This is a genomic window from Pseudoalteromonas ulvae UL12 (assembly GCF_014925405.1).
Classification (GTDB): Bacteria; Pseudomonadota; Gammaproteobacteria; order Enterobacterales; family Alteromonadaceae; genus Pseudoalteromonas; species Pseudoalteromonas ulvae.
In genome coordinates this window covers 595,868-617,946 of sequence record NZ_AQHJ01000035.1, presented here as the reverse complement: position 1 = coordinate 617,946, position 22,079 = coordinate 595,868, and the positions used below count along the sequence as shown (strand labels likewise).

The window sequence follows — 22,079 nt, the reverse complement described above, 5'->3', positions numbered from 1 at the left end:
GGCTTGATGGGCTAAAGTGTGGGCATTTTTCCCCCAATTTTGCCCATCAAACGGAGCAATATTCACATCATTAAGTGAAATATTCTCGAGCATTTTTAAGGCGTTTTCACACTAAGATACGGATTAGGATGACAAATTTCCATCAACTTATCTGTATTACTGACCGTTTCAAAACCAAACTGCTGATATAATCCATGTGCGTCACGAGTACACAACATAAACCGCCGTAACCCTTGTAACTTAGGATGAGACCTCACCTGTGCGAGTAATTGTTTGCTAAATCCCTGCCCACGGCATTCTTCTAAAACAAACACATCGGCTAAATATGCAAAGGTGGTAAAGTCGCTAATAATGCGGGCAAAAGCGACCTGCTTGCCATTTAAAAAGCCACCAAGACACAAAGATCCAGCCATTGATTGTTGCACTGTTTCTATTGATATTCCTTGAGCCCAATAAGAATGGGTTAAGAAGCCATGTATGACCTCGATTTGCATGTCACTGGTTTTATCGCTCACTTCAAACGCACTTTGTTTATTGGTTGTCACTATATTGAGTGTCCTTATAAATGCCTTATCCTCAGGGCTGTTTAATCGTAAAATAACATCAGCACAGTCAATATGGTTAAACCTGCTAAAAGATGATTAAACCGTTGTTTTGCAATTTCTGTCGCCAATTTCCGGTTGATCCACACACCTACCAATGTCCAAACAATATTGGCACAAAGCCCAGCTAAGCTGAAAATCACACACGCCTGAACAACCGATGCCCAATACAAAGGTGTTGGTAAACTAAATGCACTGATACACGTCATCACCATTAATAGCGATTTAGGATTGACAAACTGTGCGACTAAACCCCGCCAAAAACTAAGATTGACGGGCCCTGTGATTGCTTGTTTTTGTTTATTTTGGATCAAGGTATACGCCAACCAACACATATACGCTGCTCCGATGAATTTCATTACCACTAAAGCATTTAGCTCTAACACTAATAAACCTGCGATACCGCTGGCCATTACCACAAACAACGCAATAATCCCCACCCGAATACCCATGATAAACGGTACCGCACTTTTAAAACCCATATTGGCACCTTGCAAAGTCAGCAATAAATTATTTGGCCCAGGACTTAGGGTGGCTAACAAGCCAAATAATAACAGCGGCACCCATAAATTAATTAACTCTGTCATCTAACCCCACAATTGCACCCATACAATATCGCAAACCAAGTTCAATAAAGAATAAATTGATGGTATGTTTATAATACAATTACCACAATGAAATTATTGTACTCATGACAATTTTGGATACTCTGATCTTAGATGGCCGCCAAGCAAAATACCTGCAAGTCGCCACAGCCATTGAAGACGCGATTACAGTAGGTCAACTCTCTGCGGGTGAAAAGTTACCACCACAACGGATCTTATCGTATAAGTTAGGTGTCACAGTTGGCACCATTACTCGTGCCTATCATGAATTAGAACGAAGAGGCTGTGTGAATGCAAAAATTGGCAGCGGTACATTTGTTAAATCTGACCAAGCTCACCCAGCATTATTAACAAGCCCTTGCGAAACGCATTTTGATTTACGCAGTGCCAATGCCCCGATGCTGAACCAAATAGAATTAATGCAAACTGGGCTCAATGAGTTATTACAACAAACACCTATTCTTGCCCAGTGCTTAAGCTATCAGTCAGAAATCGCCTTTGAGTCACAACGTACTCGTTTAGCAACATGGTTATCGCACTCGAATATCCACTGTGATGAATCACAGGTTTTATTTACCTACGGTGGGCAGCACGCAATTCAGTTAACATTACAGACACTGTGTTTAGCAGGTGATACCGTATTGTGTGAAGGGCTAACATTTGCAGGCTTTAGCGCATGTTGCCAACTGCTACAGCTCAAAGCCATAGGACTGGAGATGGATCATGATGGGATCACAATAAATTCGTTAAAAGCGGCCATTAAACAAAGCCACCCAAGGGCATTATATTTAACCCCGCAGGTACAAAACCCAACATGTGTGCAGCTATCTGTGGAGCGTCGACACGCGATTGTTGCTCTATGCCGAGAAAATAACATCATGATTATCGAAGATGATGTTCAATACCTTGCACCTGAGTGCAAATTGGCGTCGTTTTACCAGTTAGCACCTGAGATTACCGTGTATATCAGTAGTTTTTCGAAAACTTTTTCTGGCGGACTGCGCATTGGGTATTTGATTGCACAATCAAGCTTGCGCGAAAAAATGCGTTTAACACTCAAAGCAAATTGTTGGACAGTACCTACATTGCAAATTGAACTAATTTGCCGATGGTTAGAACACGATAAAGTCACGCAACTTGCCGATGCAATTGCACTGGAAATGAAACAACGCCATCAAATTTTAGAAGAAGTGTTAAGTGAGTTTTCAATGATTTCTCAGCACAGTGGCTATAATGCTTGGCTCATTTTGCCGCCTCACTGGCGAGCGGTCGATTTTGAACGTTTTGCCTTACACAATAAAGTCTTGATCCGTGCTGCTGAATCTTTTGCGATTGGCCGCTTTCCAGCCCCACAAGCAATCCGCATTAGTTTATGCGCTTCAAAAAACCATCACGAGCTGCGTCTCGCGCTTGAGGCATTAAAGACATGTTTACATAGCCAGATCTCTCATCACGATATCGCCATTTAACGGATCTGATCACGCTTTTTTATCGGCGAGTATTCACGTAAACCTATGATCATCAACAAATGAGGATGTGCCAAAACGGTAGTTAAATAGACTATTGTCGATCTGTTCCAAACAACGTTTATTTCTGCATTAACGAGTAACTTGTTTAGCTCGGTAATCTTTTGGCGCACAACCATACCAACGCTTAAATGCGCGGTTGAATGAGCTTTGTTCATTGAACCCCAATAACGCGGCGATGGTGCCTAAACTATGCTGATTCATTAATAACTCGTAACGCCTTTTACGCTCCTCATCGCGTAAATCCGCAAACGAACATTGCTCATGTTTGAGTTTACGTTGTAAGGTGCGCGGTGTTAAATTCAGTGCTTGTGCGACACGCTCTTGGTTAACCCCCTGCAAATCATGCTTGCTCATCAAAATACTCAACACCCGTTGCGACACAGATTGTACCGCTTGAATATCGGCTAATTGTTTTTGCGATAATTGCGTCAGTGCTTGATGCATAAATGGGTTATCACTGGAAAATTGCACTTGTAAATAATCATGGGGGAAATCAATTTGATTAACCGTTGCCCCAGCGATCACTTGACAACCAAACCATTCACTCAGCCGCTCTTGCTCCTGCGCACTAAAGTTGTGAACAAACAATAAACGACTCGGTGTTAAGCTCGGATCTAATAAGCGCCGTACCACAGCCACCCATGCAGTCATGTTACGCAGTACTACTTGCTCAGAGCACAGCTGGTTCGGAGTCCAACAAATGGAGGCGGTGTCGCCCTCACTACTAAATTGTGCAGTGCCAATATCCGCAACTAACGAATCATACTGCAATAAGGTATCGATGGCGGCGGCGAGATCGCAACTGGACTCGATTAAATAACCCAGCACTCCGTAATCTGCCGTTCGGATATCTTGACCAAGGTGAAATCCAAATAACGAATCTTGGCAACGCTGTTTACCTAGCTCTAATATCGCATGATAATAGCGAAATGGGATCCGTGTCCCTTTAGGTAACGCACTAAATTGTGCAAAATCAATCTGCTCTAAACAAAATTGCTTACTCAATCCTAATGCTTCTAAGTAATGCAGCACACTCGCAAAATAAATATCTGAAGTTGTATTCATTAATTGTCGCCTAAAGACAAAATTGTGTCGTTTTGCCACAAGTCTGCCAGCTCTATTCACTTTATGCTAGTCCCTTAATCGGTTTATCTTTTGAGTGAATAATTAATGGCTATCGACATTGTGGTGACCCAATCGTTTGCGTGCGAGCCCGAGATTGTTTTAAACACATTATCTGAACATCAACATCTAGATCGTTTTTTTAATGCATCGTTCACCGTATTGCCCTCGCACGCACATTACACTCGTCGCCAAGTATCGATGCTTGGCTACCGTTTTATCGAGCGTGTCGAACAAGTAGACCCTTTTACACTCAATTACCATATCGAAGGAGATGGGCCGGTCAATCATCATTGTGCATCTATCAACGTAACTCCTTCAGAAACTGGCTGTCTGTTAGTTTATTCAATCCATTGCCAAGCAAAATGGTGGCAACCGAGTTGGTTACTACAAGCCATCATTCGCCATGATTTAACCCAAGCACTTCACAAACTAAAGGAGCTGTGCGATGCCTGTTGAATTACTATTATTAGCACTGAGCCCTGTATTTTTTACTTTTATTCTGTATGAGTTTTTAAAATACAAGCAGCACTACGAGCTAAAAGATTCATTCGCGAATGTGGTATTGGCGTTAATGCATCAATTTGCCGACGCCTTAGCACTGGTTGTTTTAATGCCTTTTTTCTATTGGTTACATCAATTTGCATTTTTTGAGATTGAGCTTGATGTGGCCACTGTACTGATAGCGTTTATTCTACAAGACTTTCTGTATTATTGGTTTCATCGTGCATCTCATCATATTCACTGGTTTTGGGCTGCTCATGTTGTTCATCACAGTTCAAAGAAAATGAATTTTACCACCGCATTTAGACAGAGCTTTTTTTATCCTTTAGTGGGCATGTGGCTTTTTTGGTTACCAATGATTGTGCTTGGTTTTGACCCAAAATTTGTCTTTGCAGTTGTTGCAATCAACCTCGGCTTTCAATTTTTTGTGCATACCCAAATCGTCGATAAATTAGGTGTAGTAGAATACTTGTTTAATACTCCATCCCACCACCGAGTGCACCATTCGATCAATAAAGGTTACATAGATAAAAACTTCGCTGGAGTCTTAATTATTTGGGACAAATTGTTTGGTACCTTTGCCCAAGAGCAAGACAAATCACATAACCGTTATGGAATAATTGGAGCATGTGACAGCACTCACCCTTGGACAATTAGTGTGATGCAATGGCGATTGATGAAAGAACAATTGCGTACAGCGCCAAATCTACAAAGCAAACTGAGTGTTTTGTTTGGTTATCCAAGCCACCAGCTACCACAGTTCAGTACTAAGCATGCCAATACACACAACACTTCTGATAGTACCAATGCGACTGAGGACTTGTCATAACCAAGGGCGCACTCGCTGGCAATATTGATTATATTGTTCGCCAAACATTTGTTTTAACAATCGCTGCTCCGGATTAATTTGAAAAAGCTGAATGTAGACCACAAACACTACACAGCCAGTTAGCGCTGCTAACTGGCCTAACCAACAAACCTGCGCCAATAATAAAAGTAGAAAACCTAAGTACATTGGGTTTCGGGTGTGAGCATACAGCCCGTGAGTGACTAACTGTTGGCTTTTGTTTGGCTGTGAGGGATCAACTGTGGTTGCCACACGATTAAATTGCCAAACTCCAATGGCAGGTAAACCTAACCCGCAGATCAACAACCCAGGCCACAGTTTTTCAAGCAATACAATGTCTGTATGCAGAGGCAACACCCAAACTATTAATTGATTTAATAATAAGCAAACCAGCAATACCGCCAAAGGATATACTTTTAATTCTAACCCTCTCATAAATTCACACTTCTCCTTTATACTGCCTACACTTATAAATTAAGGAACGATTGTATGTAGGGCAATTCATGCGTTTGTTGTTATTTATCTTTTTCAGTGCCACAACCTTTGCACAACCGTTAAAAATTAATATCGTTTCTGATGTGATTCAAGCAAAGGATATCAGTGATCTTGATATGAGCTTTGAATTACTTTTGCAACTTACAGAGCCTCTGATTGCGAGTAATGCAATCGAGATTGAATTTATTCCTGCCAGCCGCTTAAGAGAATGGCGAGAATTAACGAATCAATCCAATGTCTGTTTATACAATAAAGTAAAAACACCTGAACGTGAACACTTTGGTATTTTTACCGACTATCCCATCACGGCCTTTCCGCCAAATCGGCTGGCAGTACATAGCCATTTACCTCTACCTGAACAATTATCCTTACCTCAAACGATGAACGATTTTGGTTTAACCATCGGCGCAATTGAAGGCCGTGCGTATGGCCAACATATCGATCAATTCTTACTGGACAATCACGATCGGATAATCTGGATTTCAGGTAAAGATTCAGCTAAACGGCTCAGAAAGATGCTGATTCGCAAAAAAGTGGATGCTATCATTGAATTTACAGCCACCTTTTCAACTGAAAGTGAAGCTGACTTAGCAGCTTTGACTTTTCACAAGCTTGATGAAGCCTCAGAAAGTATTTTTGGTTATATCGCGTGTGCGCGCTCTTCGGTCGGACAACAAGCAATTGATTTGTTCAATGGGCAACTTGCTCTGCCCAGTAATCAAAAAATTATTATCGATGCACATTACGCCTCTTTCTTTAATCAAGAGGCCCAGTACATCGCTGAAGATATCAAAAAGAAATTCGACCAGCCTTCATCCCGTTAATCTAAATACGGGATATTATGTGCCGTGAAGTAACGCTCAAGGTTTTGAGTATGCTCAGAAAAATTCCGCCAACGGCCAATCGCTTTATTGTTGAGCGGTTCACGAACTTGGACTTTACTCGCAGTTGATACTGGCGCTTGATTTAAATGAAAATCAACACATGCATCCTGCCAAGGAAGCTCACAATAATCGAGTAAAGCACGAATTTGTTCCTCTGGATGTGCGACCAGCTGTTCATAGTGAACAAGTTTAATGGCATCTTGATGAAGGGTTTGCCAATGTAACATCAATTGATAAAACTGCTGGTAAAAGCGCCCAGTGTCGAGTAAATCAAGGGAATAGGCGTAATAAGGGTTATTAATGGTAAATAATTGGCGATAATTGCCAATACAGGTGTCCATTGGGTCGCGCAGCAAGCAAATTATTTTCGCATTTGGTAGTGATTTTCTAATTAAATCAACGTAATAAAAATTAAACGGCAGTTTATCGACAAAGTGTGCACTGTGACCGGTTACCACACGCGTTGCAGATAAATATTGTTGCCCTACTTGTGCCATATCCAATTGATAAGCTTCAGTAATAGTCTCGGTGTCCAACACTGATGGGCTTTTAGTCCCTGTCATGCGTTTTATGGTTAAGCCAAAATCTTGTAATTCGCCCGCTGAGCTCACATCTGAATGGCTTGAGAGGATACGTTCAACTAAGGTGGTGCCAGAGCGCGGCATCCCTAATACAAATATAGGTTCGCTTGTGGTGGCTCCCTGATTTTCAGTATTCCGATGTTGCTCGCTACATTGTTGAATATGAGCAAATAATTGCGTTGCACGTGTCATGTCAAAAGGGTGTTGTTTTAATTTCGCGGCTTTTGCGTTTTGTAACGCGAAAAAAGCAGCGTCATATTGACCCATATCTTGATATTCTTTAGCTAACGCATGGCCCAAATGAAGCTTGGCATCAGGATGAGATACTTGTTCAAAAGCATGATGTAAACGCGCTGTATGGTTATTTTGTTCAGTCACTTTCAACAGATCAGCTAGTGCAAAATGCGCCTGATGATGAATAGGCTCCAGTTTAATCGCTCGTTCAAAGGCCGTTTCTGCTTGCGTAAACAGCCCTAAAAACTTGGCACACACGCCTAAATTATAAAAAAAGGTCCCATTGTTATTATTGAGTTGCACCGCTTTTTCAAAAAAGAGCATCGCCTGCTCATATAAACCAATATGACTCAATGACACCCCAATAGTATCGGCAACGAGCCCAGAATCAATGTGATTGACATCAATGGCCAATGCAATCTCTTTTACCCGTCGGTACTCCCCTTTTAATGCCAGACATTTGGCCAAATAAGCGTTGTATTCAATCGAGTGATGCAAGGTTAAGGCTTTTTCAATCAGACTAATTGCTTTATTAATTTGCCCAACTTTTACATTTACCATGGCCATTAAAAAATAGCCATCAGCGTGATTAGGTTGCAAGGTAATCAGCTTAACCAGTAATGCATGCGCTTGTTTTATATCATTGATTTTGAGCGCATCAAGTGCTTGTTGATGCAATTGTGTCTGTATTGATGCCATGAAGTAGTCTACTTAAAAAAACAGCCCAATCGTTGGGCTGTTAGCTTATTATGATGATAGTTTAAAGTTCAAATTGATAATTGAACTTAATCCCCACTGTTAAAGGTCGGTTAATATAATGACCGTAGTTGCGTTGAATTTGCGCGCCATTTGTCGAAGTAATATCACCAACATCACGGCGAACCGATGTATATGTATATTTATCAAACATATTATCAACATACACTGTGGCTGACCATGCATCAGCTGTGAGCTTGGCAGAAATATTACTTAGCCCATAACCCGGCAACGTTTCACCATTGGCATGTAAGCCCACTTTAGAGATTGAATCACTTTGCGCTGTTAAACCGTAGTTGATATCAAGCGTTTTATCATTAAGCACTTCAGTTTGGTAGTTCACTCCGAGTGAGAACTGCTGTTCAGGTGAACCAGGTAAGCGATCGCCTTTTTTACCGCCATCTGTACCATCTGAGTTAAACAAGAATGGCGCATCAGAAGTCAGCTCAACTTTCGTATAAGCATAAGTGGCATAGGCCGTAAGCGAATCGGTGAGCATCGCACGAGATGATAACTCTAAGCCTTTAGAATTCGCCGTTCCTGCATTTGAGGTGTAAGGCAATTGCCCAACCACTGTGGCACCGGCAATTTGTGCATCTTCCCAATCAACATTAAACACCGCGGCATTAAAATGAAGTCGGTTGCGCATCCAGGTACTTTTTAAGCCCAGCTCATAATTGGTAGTCGTGTCTGCGGTATATAACATTTCATCTGGTTGACCACAGCCTGATTGTTTGTCCGGTAACGGATCTGGACAAGGTGCTAAACCGTTAGAGCCGCCAATTCTAAATCCTTCACTCACCGTCACATACGCCATAACGGTATCGTTAAATTGATAGTTTGCATTAAACTTGAATAAACTTCCGTCGTCTTCGGCAAAAGTATCCTCAAAATTAAGAGTAATGTCATTGGGTCCTGCACCATAAAAGAGCGTATTTAAGAGCGGGAAATCAACAGCAGATTCGGCTGATACTTCATATTCATAAAATCGAGCCCCGACAGTGACGGTCAAATCATCATTAATTTGATAACCTAACTCACCAAAAATAGCTTGTTCAGTGACTTCACTGCGATCAATAGAATAATACTCTAGATTATCAGGGCGGGTTTGCGCTGCCCCCCAATTTTCAACCGCATACTCGCCAAAGCCTGGCGTGAATTCTTTACTTGACCCATCAGTTTCGAGCTTGTTGTAAAAAACACCCGCAATCCAGTTCAAGGCGCTATCGTTTTGCGACACTAAACGAAGCTCTTGGGTGAACGTTTCTTGATGGCTTTCTTCACGAGTAAATGCTGAAAACGCTGGAAACTCTTCATAGCCATAATCTAAGCGAATCAATAAATCGGTTTGATCCCGTTGCCCAACCGCATCAAATTCAGAAAATCCAGTCGCAGACACAAGTTCAGCGAAGCCTAAATCAGCTTTTAATTCTAAACTTAATAATGAATCTTCTTTATCGCGCGGCTCTTCGTAGCGGTAAGCCGATTCATACTCGCTAATGATGTTATTTAGCCCATTATCTGGGTTAAGCGCATTATGATGGACAATCGAACGCCCTTCAGAGGCTTGTTTTTGATAAAAATAATTTAATGTCCCATCGAACCAATCAACTGGTTGCCAACGGACTGACACTCTACCTGTGGTGGTCGTTTCGCCATTTGCATCTGCGACTTGTTTAAGGTTTTGCTGGATGGCATTTTGATCTGCCCAATCTGGGTCAGGTAAAGATACCCCACCTTGTTTCACTACATAGTTGTAATCGACAAAACCCGGATCATCAAAACGATTGAAGCTGGCACGCAGCGCTAACGTCTCTTCAATAAGCGGTAGGTTAAATACAAAACCAGCTTCACTACCCAAATTATCACTTTGCGAACCTTGGAATGCATCGCCATGAATATCCAATGTCGTTAAATCCAAATCAGGCGCTTTGAGCATATAGCGAATTGCACCACCCAATGTTCCCGCGCCGTACAAAGTACCTTGTGGCCCAATAAGCACCTCAACCTGTTCAACATCGGTCAGGCGCATATCAATGGCAACTGGTATCTCATTGATGTAAGTTGCCACGGTTCCGCCATCAGAGCCTGGGCCTGATGAGTTTGTATTTAAACCACGAACAATAATAGGCGAACCAGAGCGCCCCCCTTGGTCAGTGATAGTCAGGCCTGGCACCCAACGGGCAATGTCTGCCAGCTCACTGATATTTTGTGCTTGCATTAAATCAGCATCAAGCGCAGTCACATTTAAAGGCGCATCTTGTACTGAGCCACTGCGTCTTGTTGCGGTGATTTGAATGACCTCTAATGATTTTTCATCAACGACCCCACTTTGCTCATCACTGATAGCAAGCGGTGAAGTTAACGCGGCTGTAACGGCCAAGGTCAATATACTTGGTTTGAACATAATATACGCATCCCCGTATGGATATAATTGTTGTGTTTTTGTGAATGTAGAAAACCATGAATAAATATAAATAACAAGCCAGCAAAACTGGTACATGCATCATTATTTACTACAAATAGAATTATATTCATTTAAGCGCCATTTAAACGGGTTTTTTGATGAATAGGTTTGCAAACATTTACCTTATACACTATTAATACCAACCATTTACATATGTAAAAAACAAATGCTATTTAGACAATTTTTAAACCCTTTCACTCTGCTATCCTTAATGGTAATCATATAAAAATGATCAGGGCTCTATGCGATATTTACTGACAGTATGTATGCTGATGTGCTTATTTTTAATTGCTCTGCCTTCCATCAGTGCATTAAAAGGGAGTTGGCTGCTCGACTTAGTGGTCAATTTTCAACTAACCTACGCGTTGCTTACCTTTTTTTTGTTAATCGTTACCTTTTGGTTGGTTCGATCATTATTTTTGATCTCGTTTTGTCTCTATGTTGTTTTCACTATCGTTAACTTTGCCTCACTGCTGCCTGCGGTACCAAACTTAACCGGACATAGTGTCTCTGATGATGTTTATGTGTTTCAAGGGAATCTGTCTTATTACAATGCTGATATGGATGCACTTTATGATTTTCTCGATAAAAAGAATGCTGATATTTATATTTTATTTGAAGTCAATGATACGCAAAGAGAAGCATTCGGAAAATTAGCCAATGGCCGCCCCAACCTCGGCTATGCCCAAATCGAAGGGCTTCCCGCTGGCATGGGTATTATAAGTAAATATCCAATTGTAAAACGTCACATCCACCAATTTGAAGGCAAGTCAGCGGTCATTATCGAATTAGAGCTATTAATTGATCATCAATTAGTACGCTTTTATGCGCTCCACCCGCCATCTCCTAGAACGAAAGAAAGTTGGCAAACACGCAATCAATTATTGGCAGAACTTAAAAATCTTGTTAAGCATCATCCTCAGCAAATAACTTGGATTACTGGGGATATAAATACCAGTCCATGGTCATATTACTTTCCACGTTTTGATTTTTTAACACCTTGTATCGAGCAAGTTGGGTATTACACTAGCTGGCCACATTCAAAGGCTGTTGCTTGGCTTGCAAATGTGGTTCGCATTGCCATTGATCATTGTTTTATGAGCGAACACATGACCATACTTGAATTTAAAACAGTCACAATCCCCAACAGTGATCATTTAGGCCTTGAGTATCGTTTCATACTCAACCAAAGCCGTTAAATAAATAAGTTGAATTCTGTGTTTGAACGATATTGCCTGATTAGGCGAAAGAAATTATTAAAATGGCTTGGTGTGCTTCTGCTGTGCTTACATACCCAACTTAACGCGTCGCAGCTTCCTCAAGTTAATGGTATTCATGAACTACCAAAATCAGCTCAGCACACCATTCATCAATGGATCACATTTGCCATTGATGCGACCCAAGCACAATTAGGGCCACTCGAAGCCAACTCATATGCTTTTGACATTGAGGCAAAGTGGCTCGCTAATGAGCCTGTCCCTTGGGCACAGATAAACCGCGCAAAGACAAACAGAGTCGCATTGACCATCGACCGGTTTGCAGAGCTTGAAGAATTAAAACAAGATTGGACGCTATATCACGAGTTAGCGCATCTTTATTTGCCTTTAACAGAGGCGGATTCTATTTGGCTCAATGAAGGATTTGCCACCTATATGCAACAGCACATAATGCTCAGGCAAGGGTTATTAAATCAGGTTCAGTACACGCAGCGTGTCCGCGCAGGCTTGGCTAGAGGGAAAATACAAACTCGCAAAGTTTCAGGAGCATTAAATGAAGTATCAGATAATATGTGGCACCTGAACGCCTATCAGCGGGTTTATTGGTCAGGCGTGGCCTATTTTATAGAAGCAGAAATCGCGCTACTCGATCGTAACACTAATTTAAAGGACGTTATTTTAGCGTGCAGAGCCTGTACGCAAGATTCATCAACTCTCACAGGCTCGGAGCTCGTAACTCTCTTAGATCGCTACTCTCAGAGCCAAGTTTTTAGTCGCTTATATTTCCAATATCGCACTAGAGCTGATTTTCCAGCCATTAGTGATGCTCAAATCACCCGAACCTATCAACAATGGTAAAGGTGATCAGGCACCTTTTATCATTTAAAATTCAAATGTTCGACTGACCATTAGCTGTACACTGGTATCATCATACGCATCTAAGTTGGTTTGATGCACCCCTAGTGTGAAGTCAAAACCAGACCATGCATAGTTCGCTGCAGCTTGATAATGCACATAATTATCTTTTCCTGCTTGCCACTCAAATTTGTCATCATCTAAGCTTTTTGAGTAATCAATCCCCAAGACAAAACTTAACTCATCTGACACTGGAAAGTTGTAGTTAAACATGGCAATGAAATGTCCCGCATCTGAGCCGACAAAATCAGGACTGTACCAAAAATTAAGCTCTGCATTTGATAAGGTAAATTTAGAGTAAATCTCGGTATAATTTATATCTGAGCTGTCGTCGCCACCATGATAAGTATAATGAGCAAAACCTAAATCAACCGACATCTCACTATTTAACTCAAAAGCATAACCACCATAAAAATCGACTTCAATATCAGTGTCATCACCAAAGTCAACATTAGATCCCCAAGCCCCAACGTACCAACCAGTATCATTCCACCAGTCAAGCGAGGCTTGCAAAGCAGGATCTTCATCTGTCTGGGTAATACCATTAAAGAGATAATCGTTTGTGATTGATACTGTGCTAGACACATCCGCTAATGCGCACGAACTGGCACTGAGCAGCACCAGCGTTGATATTTTTCCGATATAATTCATGTAAAAGTGTCCCATGAGGTTGTTTTCATGGCTCAGTATAGTAATAATTCTGAAAGTCGACAGAATAATCAGTAAATTAGACTAGATATCTCTATAGTTTCGATATACCTCGTTTTGTAATTCTAAATTCAAATTGTCTGGCTTGTAGCTGTCACCTATACTTATAAACACACGTGTTATATACATTAATGACCATTCATACATCACCTAAGGCGGGGCTGTGAAAAAAAGTCAATATACAGTCTTAAAATCATCATTGACTCTGCTAGCGAGCTTAGTGCTTGTTTATATTTTATTTATGCTGTCTCTCGCACAAGGAGTGGGAGTGCTGCACCAAGATATGTTTCCGCGCTATATCGAAACGTTTGATGCAAACACAATCTCAGACAAGACCAAAAAACACCCTGTGTTATCCGCTTTTTTTTGGCATTCCGATATCATTTCTAAAGATGAGACCCTTTATTTAGTCATTAAATCGAATTCAACCCAGTTACAGGCTATTCAATTAAATTTTTTGTTGAGTAAAGTGATGTTTTTTACAAATATTCCCTTACTGTTAATTTTTGTCGCTGCATTTTTAATTCCCGTATTCTTATCTTTCAGGCGTAAAAATCAGCAACATAAAACTCTAAAGCATCTTAACCAGCAAGCTCAAATGTTGTTAGATGCATTTAAAATTGATTTTTCGAGTCAGCAACATTCACCCTCAAATCTCATAAAACTTGATTTAGCAATCACTCAATTATGTGAGCGAGTCACCCAATATCAGCGTGAAACCGAAACAAACATCGTTCAAGATAAGCTAACAGGTTTAGCCGATCGCCACGCTTATTTAAGTCACCTAGAAACCCAGCTTAATCATGCGCAAAACAACCAACAAAAACAGGCATTATTGTTTATCGATTTAGATGGATTTAAACAAGTAAATGATTCATTTGGTCACAGCTTTGGGGATGAAGTACTGATCCAAGTATCCGATAGACTCAGAAACGTGATTCGGACACATCATTTAAGTCACGTGCACCCATCCAATTTGATTGAACAAAATTTATCCCGTTTAGGCGGCGACGAATTTTCGATTTTTATTGAAGAATTGACTGAGGCAGAGCGTGCTGTGGACGTCGCACAAAGTGTCTTATTTGAGATTGAGCGTGATTTCGTTTTAGGTAACAAAATAATTAAAATTGGGGCCAGTATTGGTATCGCGGTTTTTCCTGACAGTGCTTCAACCCCTTATGCGCTTTTACAAATGGCTGATGTCGCTATGTACCGCGCTAAAACAGATGGCCGTGGAATTTTCCGTATCTATTCACCAGAAATGGGCAGTAAAATGCGCCGCTATCATTATTTACTGGAAGAAATGCGCTTAGCATTAACCAGCCAAAACTTTAGTTTGTCATTTCAACCAATTGTTCATGTAGAAGACTGTAGCATTGATTACTTTGAGGCTTTGGTGCGCTGGACACACCCGGTTGAAGGCAATATCACCCCAGGCGAATTTATTCCGATTGCTGAGGAATCAAACCTTATTTTGGAACTTGGTGATTGGATTATGCAAGAAGCTTGTCGTCAAATGTCCGCGTGGTATAACGCTGGAATGCGAAAAGTGAGAATATCGGTCAATGTATCTGGTGTACAGCTCAAACACAGACCCTTACATGATTGGATCATGGCGATGTTAGGCAAAGCAGGATTACCGGCCCATGCCTTAATGCTTGAAATAACTGAGTCATGTTTTATTGAAGCATCCGATGCGGTCATCGAGCAGTTAGAATTACTCAGAAACGAAGGTGTATTAATCGCCATTGATGATTTTGGCACAGGTTTTAGTTCATTAAGTACCTTAGCTGAGCTCCCAGTGGATATCATCAAAATCGATAAGTTATTTATCGACCAAGCAAATGAAAATCCTAAATATAATAAAATACTCAACTCTATCAGCGAGCTTGGAAAAGAGTTGAACCTCAAAGTCGTGGCTGAGGGGATTGAACATGCAGAACAATTTGAACTAGTCAAAAATCTAGGCATTCAATGTGTTCAAGGCTATTTAGTCAGCCGACCTGAATCTTCACGTAATGTTGGGCATAAAGTTCTGACCCAAAACCTCAATCACATTGCAGCAACGGGTACGGGAGTGTGGTTACCACAAGAGCAAGACAAATCGGACAAAGGAGCGTATCGCAGTTATCAGATTTAAACGCCTAATCAAAGTGCAAACGACTCGCTCAGCAGGTATATAAACTTACTAACAAATTAACCGCTCGATTCGCTAGCTATGCACTCTATTGCAAGCTAAAATTACAATTATGTTCTCTAACCAGTTGATCCAAATATGATATTAAACCTTTTAAAACGCAGTGTTTTAGTTGCGACTTTATTTAGTAGCGCTGTTTTTGCGGACTTACAAAGAGGCATAGATGCAGCAAATGTTGGGGACTTTGCCACCGCCATTTCAGAGTTTGAATACCTAGCAAGCAACAATTATGCACCCGGTATTTATGAATTAGCTAAATTGTATGAAAATGGCCATGGCGTTGCGCGTAATTACCAGCAAGCCGCAGCTTTATTTCAACAAGCTGTAGACCTTAACTACGAAGATGCGATGTTTTCACTCGCCGTGCTTTACCAAGATGGTAATGGTGTAGCTCAAGATAACCAAAAAGCGGCCGATCTGTTTACCCAAGCAGCCAAAAAGGGTGTCGCCGCGGCCCAATTTAATTTAGGTGTATTTTATACCAATGGCATTGGCGTGATAAAAGACTATGAATTGGCAATTGACTGGTACACCAAAGCTGCAGCGCAAAACTACACCCTTGCGCAATTTAACTTAGCATTAATGCACTTTGAAGGACTCGGCACACAAAAAAGTATTGTGAAATCGTATATTTGGAACACGATTGCTGAGTTTAATGGTAATAAAGCAGCAAGCGACAGTCGTAAATTAGACGAACGTAAACTATCGCCCAGTGAGGTTAAACTCGCTAAAGAGCAAGCTGAAACAATTTATCAGCAAATAATGGATGGCAAATATATTGATGATGGACGACGCATTTAAGTTAAAAGGAGGCATTTAGCCTCCTTTTACACTTTTAGTATGCCCATAATGATGTCATAGCTTTGTTTAATGAAAGATTCATCACACTCTCCTCCTGCGTTCAGTGCATACTCGGCACTCACAAACAGGCTCCCCTGGATTAACTGCACTAAGTAACTAGTGTCTAGCGGCTTGTATTGATTGCATTGTTTTCCATATTCAATCATTTCATATAAGAAACCAAACAATTGCTCGATCACTTGTTGATGTACCTGATCTGAAATATCAGGTGAATCACAATACAACTTGAAAAACTGTAGTTTTTCAGGATTATCAACAAACCAGCGTAAAGCGCAGCGCCATAGAATGAATGATTCATCATCGTTGCTACCCGCCTGAGATGCGAGTATTAACGTCTCAGAAAACTGCTGTTTCAAATCAAGGTAGAGTGCGTCTATCACCCCTTGCTTAGAGTGAAAGTGATGAAAAATACTGCCATTGGCCACACCTGCATGTTGTGCTATTTTCGCCGTCGCGGTTCCATTAAAACCTTGTTGTACAAATAAGGTCAGTGCTGAATCTAAAATGGCTTGTTTTTTATCCAGTTTCATTAACGAATAAACACTCTTTTGATCACATTCATCAACAATGCACGGTAACGAATAAGTAAAGTTGCACGCGGATTAAAGCGATAACTTTTGAATACGGTTCGAGATTTAGAAAACGTATTGAACCCTTCATAACCATGATATTGCCCCATTCCAGAAGCACCAACCCCGCCAAAAGGGGCATCTTCCAGTGCGACTTGTAAAACGGTATCGTTAATTGCCACCCCACCACTGCGTGTTTGAGCTATCACTTTGTGTTGTACATCAGTATCAAAAGACATGATATAAAGCGCTAATGGATGAGGCCTTGCATTGATATACGCAATTGCATCATCTAATTCTTGGTAAGTAACAATAGGTAAGATGGGGCCAAATATCTCATTGATTAATAAATCGTTATCTGCTGGTAATTGAGTGACCAAATGGGGCACCATTCGCCGCTCAGACACATCAATACTCGGTTCACATGCAGGATAAATATTGGCTTTTTGTTCCTTGGCATTATTTAATAACTGGCTTAAACGTTCAAATTGCGCATGGTTAATCACAGCACTGTAATCATCGTCCTGCAAACCATTTGGATACATTGTTAAAAACGTCTCTTGAAATGTTGTAATAAAAGCCATTTCTTGATCTTTTGGAAGTAACACATAATCTGGAGCCACACAAATTTGGCCACTGTTGAGGCATTTTCCAAAGATAATACGCTCGACCGCATGCTTGACACTCATATTAGGCGCAATGACGACGGGAGATTTCCCACCAAGCTCTAATGTCACAGGAGTGAGATTTTTTGCCGCAGCAGCCATGACATGTCTTCCTACCGACGTTGATCCGGTAAAAAATAAATGATCAAAAGGAAGTTGCGAGAAACACTCACTGACAGCTTGCTCACCTTGTATCACAAACACATTATCTTGCAGCACGGCACATATTTTAACAATGACTTGGTTGGTTGCAGGGGTAAACTCACTCAACTTTATAGCCACACGATTACCAGCAGCAATCGCTGAAATTAAAGGCCCAAAGGTCAAATTAATGGGAAAATTCCAAGGAACCATCACGCCGACAACCCCCAATGAGCTGGGGTAAACACGTACCGTAGAGGGCAGCATTAACAAACCTGAACTACGCCGTTGTGGTTTGATCCATTTAGGCAGTTTTTTTATCGTATAATTGAGATGACTAATGGTGGGTAAAATATCAGCCATTAATGAATCGAACTCACTGCGCTTGCCATAGTCTTCATTCAAAGCACAGATCAAACTATCCTGCTCGGCTAATAGCGCCTTTTTAAGTTGTTTCAGTAAATTCACCCTTTGTGATGGAGAAAGCTCCCCCTCTGATTTAACTAGGGCCTGCATCGCTTCAAACTGCTGTTCAAGTTGTTCTATTTCTGTATTCACTGTTTGACTCATTATGAGTTGACTGATTAGTCAGTTTATATCCCAAGGATATTAATCCTTCAAGTTATTTGTCAGGCTAGTTTACTCATTTCATTATTATTAGTGCTGTCAATTCCTCTTAGTCTTGACCTCACTTGGTATATGCGAAAATATATAACCGATATTTTGGGCGCAGAATTTGGGCAACTCCAATATATCGTTGGTGAGTTAGCCTCTGGGAATTTAGTCAAAAATGCATCGAATGAAACCACTGAAATCATGCATAACCACTGTAAAAAATGAATAAAGTTGCACAAGAAAGCGATGATTTAAGAGAGCTAGCAACAGTTCTTGATAAACGTCTATCGTTTTTTAAAGTGTAATTAACAACTAGCTCATTCTGCCTTCAGATTGTTTAGCAGCTGTTGAATTAAGTTGCTAGAAACAATGTTAGTCCTGTTAATCTTCACTAACAGGACTAACAAGCATTTTAAATCAGTCTGGGCGTAACTGACTAATTGTGTATTTTGAAAAAAAGCCATAACAGCTAGGTAAAACAAACAACGTAAGCAACGTCGATGATATCAACCCACCAATAATAACACTGGCTAAGGGCTTTTGAATTTCAGCGCCGACACCTGTCGATAACAACATTGGGATTAAACCAAGTGCCGATGTTAATGCGGTCATTAATACAGGACTTAACCGTGTTGCGGCACCCGCGATAATCGCTTCGTTGGTTGAAGCATGGTTGGCAACTTGCTGATTAATACTTTGTACAAGTACCACGCCATTTAAAACAGCCACCCCAAATAAAGTGATAAATCCCACAGAGCTCGGAACTGATAAATATTGCCCAGAGAGATAGAGAGATAAAATCCCACCGATCAATGCAAACGGCACATTCAGTAAAATCAGTAAAGCTTGACCCACCGAATGAAAAGCAAAATAAAGCAGTACAGCAATCAAACACAAGGATAGAGGAATGATCCACATTAACCTTTGCTGCGCACGTTGCTGATTTTCATATTGCCCACCAATCTCAATATAATACCCAGCAGGTAAATGTAATTTGTCAGTGATTGTCGCTTGGATATCTTTTACCACATTTCCCATGTCTCGACCTTGCACATTGGCCTGTACCACAACACGTCGCTGTACATTTTCCCTTCTGACTTGCAAAGGCCCGGTGTGGTAACTCACTTTGGCAACATCTGACACTCTGACCCAAGCGCCTGCAGGAGATTGTATAATTAGCTGACCGATGTTTTCTGCACTGTCTCGATACGATTTGCCAAGTCGCACGATGATATCAGAACGTTCATTGCCATCGATCACTTGGCCGACTGTCTGACCGCCAATGCCATTTTGGATCAATGACATGAGATCTGACACCGATAATCCAAACTGATACAAAGCATCGCGATCAGGTGAAATCAATAGTTGTGCCTCTCCAGCAATTTGCTCCAGTTCCACCTCAGTTGTCCCATCAACCTGTGCCACTAGACGCTGAAGTTGTTCCCCTTGCTCGGCAAGTACAGCTAAATCAGGGCCAAATAACTTGATTGCAAGTTGCGCTTTCACCCCTGATAGCAATTCATCAACCCGTGTAGCAATCGGTTGCGAGAAGGTAAGTCGTAAGCCTGGAAATACTGCGAGCTTTTCCTTCATTAAGGCAGACAATTGCTCACGATTTTTGGCATTTGTCCAAGCTGAGTGAGGTTTTAGCCCCATATAAATCTCAATATTATTAACCGGCTCAGGATCCCCTCCAATCTCAGCTCGACCAATTCGACTGACCGCATAATCGACCTCGTCAAAGCTCAACAATAATGTTTCTAGTTCAGATGACACTGCAACCGCAGTCTCTAAATTCGCAGTCGGCGCTAAAGTGAATCTCAGATTTAAAGTGCCCTCTTCTAGTTCAGGCACAAACTCAGTCCCAATCGACATTAATATCCACACACTCCCGATTAATGCCACCACAGCTGAAGCAATTAATACTCGAGGGCGATTAATGATGATCGACAACCAGTATTGATAACGCAAAGTAATAGGAGCTAACCAGCTCTTTTTGGAGTCTACTTTGTTGCCAATCATCAGGCTCGCCAATGCTGGTACAACAATTAGCGCGACGATAACAGCGCTGATCACCGCAAAAACGATACTTTGCGCCATGGGTTTAAACAATTTAGCTTCTACACCTTCAAAGCTAAAAATAGGGATAAACACCACTAAAATAATCGCTGTAGCAAATAATATCGGTCGCGCGACTTCTTGCGCTGCTTGCCCAATTAAGTGCATTCTTTGTGCTTTGCTAAGCAGAGCGTTATCTGATGCGTGTTGCACTCGTTTAACTAAGTGTTCAACCATCACCACAGAGCCATCAACTAATAAACCAATCGCCACGGCCAATCCGCCCAAAGACATTAGGTTTGCAGATAACCCTAACCAAGACATCAACATGAGCGCCGTGCCTATCGATATTGGTATAGAGATCAACACCAACATCGTCGCACCCAAATCCAACAAAAACAGAGCAATAATCAACGTAATTAACACGCTCGCAATCAGCAATGCCTTCACCACAGTTGTAACCGCTTGCTCTATTAATTGCGATTGATTGTAAAAAGGTTTTAATCGCACTCCCTCGGGTAATGCTTGATTAATCAGCGTCAAACGCTGCTCAATTGCATTGATGGTTGTATTCGTATTGGCTCCCATCCGTTTGAGGACAATTCCAGTAACCACTTCGCCATAGGATTCGATTTCTCCTTGCGAAGTGCGCTCACTCATTGTTACAGCCCCTTGTCGGATTTCACCGCCAAGAGAAACATCAGCCACATCAGATACTCGCACAGCTGTGCCTGAAATAGTTTTAATTGCAACCGCACCGATTTGATCGATTCCTTGTGATCCGGATTCAAACCAGCCAGCACCTCTGATAATCAATTGCTCAGCGCCTTGATTTAAATACCAACCACCTGCATGTCGATTATTCTCTTCAATCGCTTCAACAACTTGTTGCTGAGTGAGTTGATACGCGAGCAGTTTATGTGGGTTAAAGGACACCTGATATTGTTTCACTTCACCACCAAAAGACAGCACTTGCGTAACCCCATCTATCGGCATTAATAATAATTTGACTACATAGTCGTTAAGGCTACGTAAATCTGTGTTGGTCAGCGCGTTATCGCCTTCATTGATTAATAGGTATTGAAAAACTTGACCTAACCCAGAGGTGTTAGGGCCGAGACTGGGAATACCAGCTGTCGTTGGGATATCATTTTTTGCCACTTGTAATTGCTCAAAGACCCATTGCCGCGCTTGATTAATATCGACACTATCTTTAAACACAACTGTGACTACGGACAAACCCGTTTTTGATATCGACCTGACTTGCTCAATCTGGGCTAATGAATACATCACTGATTCAATTGGATAGGTAATGAGTTGTTCAACTTCCTCAGCACTGTACCCGGGAGCTTGGGTATTGACCGTGACTTGAATATTCGTCACATCCGGAAATGCATCCAGATTAAGATCACGAAATGATAAGACAGCACACACCATCAAAATCACGACACCAAACAGCACAAAAAGTCGTTTTACTAACGACCATTGAATTATTTTAGCGAACATC

18 protein-coding genes are annotated in these 22,079 nt (G+C 41.3%); 8 read left to right on the top strand and 10 right to left on the bottom strand.

What is annotated here, in order from left to right; genetic code table 11:
* Window positions 1–95: 95 nt before the first annotated feature.
* Both PULV_RS20785 and PULV_RS20780 read right to left on the bottom strand, forming a co-directional pair.
* Window positions 96–494: a GNAT family N-acetyltransferase gene (locus PULV_RS20785; protein WP_193332934.1), complete on the bottom strand. Its 399-nt coding sequence runs from the start codon at window positions 492–494 to the stop codon at window positions 96–98.
* 92 nt (window positions 495–586) lie between these two features.
* A complete protein-coding gene (locus PULV_RS20780; protein ID WP_193332557.1) occupies window positions 587–1,189 on the bottom strand; it encodes a LysE family translocator in 603 nt (200 codons plus the stop codon).
* 104 nt (window positions 1,190–1,293) lie between these two features.
* On the opposite strand from PULV_RS20780, the gene PULV_RS20775 reads away from it, so the two are divergent.
* Complete coding sequence (locus PULV_RS20775; RefSeq protein WP_193332556.1) at window positions 1,294–2,676, top strand: aminotransferase-like domain-containing protein; 1,383 nt, start codon at window positions 1,294–1,296, stop codon at window positions 2,674–2,676.
* A 129-nt stretch (window positions 2,677–2,805) separates the two neighbouring features.
* Here the strand turns inward: PULV_RS20775 and PULV_RS20770 are convergent, their stop codons facing one another.
* Window positions 2,806–3,801 carry an AraC family transcriptional regulator gene (locus tag PULV_RS20770; RefSeq protein WP_086742109.1) on the bottom strand — a complete coding sequence of 332 codons (996 nt, stop codon included), beginning with the start codon at window positions 3,799–3,801 and terminating at the stop codon, window positions 2,806–2,808.
* 105 nt (window positions 3,802–3,906) lie between these two features.
* On the opposite strand from PULV_RS20770, the gene PULV_RS20765 reads away from it, so the two are divergent.
* Both PULV_RS20765 and PULV_RS20760 read left to right on the top strand, forming a co-directional pair.
* Window positions 3,907–4,317 carry an SRPBCC family protein gene (locus tag PULV_RS20765; RefSeq protein WP_193332555.1) on the top strand — a complete coding sequence of 137 codons (411 nt, stop codon included), beginning with the start codon at window positions 3,907–3,909 and terminating at the stop codon, window positions 4,315–4,317.
* Entirely contained in the window at window positions 4,307–5,191 is an 885-nt protein-coding gene (locus PULV_RS20760; protein WP_193332554.1) for a sterol desaturase family protein, read from the top strand. Before PULV_RS20765 ends, PULV_RS20760 begins: the two co-directional genes overlap by 11 nt.
* On the opposite strand, the gene PULV_RS20755 is transcribed toward PULV_RS20760, so the two are convergent.
* On the bottom strand, window positions 5,186–5,644 hold the full coding sequence (locus tag PULV_RS20755; RefSeq protein ID WP_193332553.1) for a methyltransferase family protein: 459 nt from the start codon (window positions 5,642–5,644) through the stop codon (window positions 5,186–5,188). The two genes, PULV_RS20760 and PULV_RS20755, sit on opposite strands and share 6 nt — an antisense overlap.
* A 68-nt stretch (window positions 5,645–5,712) precedes the next feature.
* Here PULV_RS20755 and PULV_RS20750 point away from each other — a divergent pair, with 68 nt between their 5' ends.
* Window positions 5,713–6,528 carry an ABC transporter substrate-binding protein gene (locus PULV_RS20750; RefSeq protein ID WP_193332552.1) on the top strand — a complete coding sequence of 272 codons (816 nt, stop codon included), beginning with the start codon at window positions 5,713–5,715 and terminating at the stop codon, window positions 6,526–6,528.
* On the opposite strand, the gene PULV_RS20745 is transcribed toward PULV_RS20750, so the two are convergent.
* A complete protein-coding gene (locus PULV_RS20745) occupies window positions 6,525–8,102 on the bottom strand; it encodes a tetratricopeptide repeat-containing sulfotransferase family protein (RefSeq protein ID WP_193332551.1) in 1,578 nt (525 codons plus the stop codon). The two genes, PULV_RS20750 and PULV_RS20745, sit on opposite strands and share 4 nt — an antisense overlap.
* 61 nt (window positions 8,103–8,163) lie before the next feature.
* The gene (locus PULV_RS20740) at window positions 8,164–10,566 is read right to left on the bottom strand and encodes a TonB-dependent receptor (protein WP_193332550.1); all 2,403 of its coding nucleotides are present in this window, start codon (window positions 10,564–10,566) and stop codon (window positions 8,164–8,166) included.
* A gap of 332 nt (window positions 10,567–10,898) precedes the next feature.
* On the opposite strand from PULV_RS20740, the gene PULV_RS20735 reads away from it, so the two are divergent.
* Both PULV_RS20735 and PULV_RS20730 read left to right on the top strand, forming a co-directional pair.
* On the top strand, window positions 10,899–11,825 hold the full coding sequence (locus PULV_RS20735) for an endonuclease/exonuclease/phosphatase family protein (protein WP_193332549.1): 927 nt from the start codon (window positions 10,899–10,901) through the stop codon (window positions 11,823–11,825).
* A 72-nt stretch (window positions 11,826–11,897) separates the two neighbouring features.
* Window positions 11,898–12,701, top strand: coding sequence for a M61 family metallopeptidase (locus PULV_RS20730; protein WP_193332548.1), 804 nt, complete (start codon window positions 11,898–11,900; stop codon window positions 12,699–12,701).
* A 24-nt stretch (window positions 12,702–12,725) separates the two neighbouring features.
* Here PULV_RS20730 and PULV_RS20725 read toward each other — a convergent pair whose 3' ends face one another.
* Entirely contained in the window at window positions 12,726–13,409 is a 684-nt protein-coding gene (locus tag PULV_RS20725) for a TorF family putative porin (RefSeq protein WP_193332547.1), read from the bottom strand.
* A gap of 298 nt (window positions 13,410–13,707) precedes the next feature.
* Here PULV_RS20725 and PULV_RS20720 point away from each other — a divergent pair, with 298 nt between their 5' ends.
* On the top strand, window positions 13,708–15,606 hold the full coding sequence (locus tag PULV_RS20720; protein WP_193332933.1) for a putative bifunctional diguanylate cyclase/phosphodiesterase: 1,899 nt from the start codon (window positions 13,708–13,710) through the stop codon (window positions 15,604–15,606).
* Window positions 15,607–15,741: 135 nt separating this feature from the next.
* Entirely contained in the window at window positions 15,742–16,464 is a 723-nt protein-coding gene (locus PULV_RS20715; protein WP_086742118.1) for a tetratricopeptide repeat protein, read from the top strand.
* 26 nt (window positions 16,465–16,490) lie between these two features.
* Here the strand turns inward: PULV_RS20715 and PULV_RS20710 are convergent, their stop codons facing one another.
* The 3 genes from PULV_RS20710 to PULV_RS20700 all read right to left on the bottom strand — a co-directional run bounded on the left by PULV_RS20710 (window position 16,491) and on the right by PULV_RS20700 (window position 22,078).
* Window positions 16,491–17,054, bottom strand: a complete 564-nt coding sequence (locus PULV_RS20710; RefSeq protein ID WP_086742119.1) for a TetR/AcrR family transcriptional regulator — start codon at window positions 17,052–17,054, stop codon at window positions 16,491–16,493.
* Window positions 17,054–18,457, bottom strand: a complete 1,404-nt coding sequence (locus PULV_RS20705) for a coniferyl aldehyde dehydrogenase (protein WP_227009448.1) — start codon at window positions 18,455–18,457, stop codon at window positions 17,054–17,056. Before PULV_RS20705 ends, PULV_RS20710 begins: the two co-directional genes overlap by 1 nt.
* Window positions 18,458–18,931: 474 nt before the next feature.
* A complete protein-coding gene (locus tag PULV_RS20700; RefSeq protein WP_193332545.1) occupies window positions 18,932–22,078 on the bottom strand; it encodes an efflux RND transporter permease subunit in 3,147 nt (1,048 codons plus the stop codon).
* Window position 22,079 lies beyond the last annotated feature (1 nt).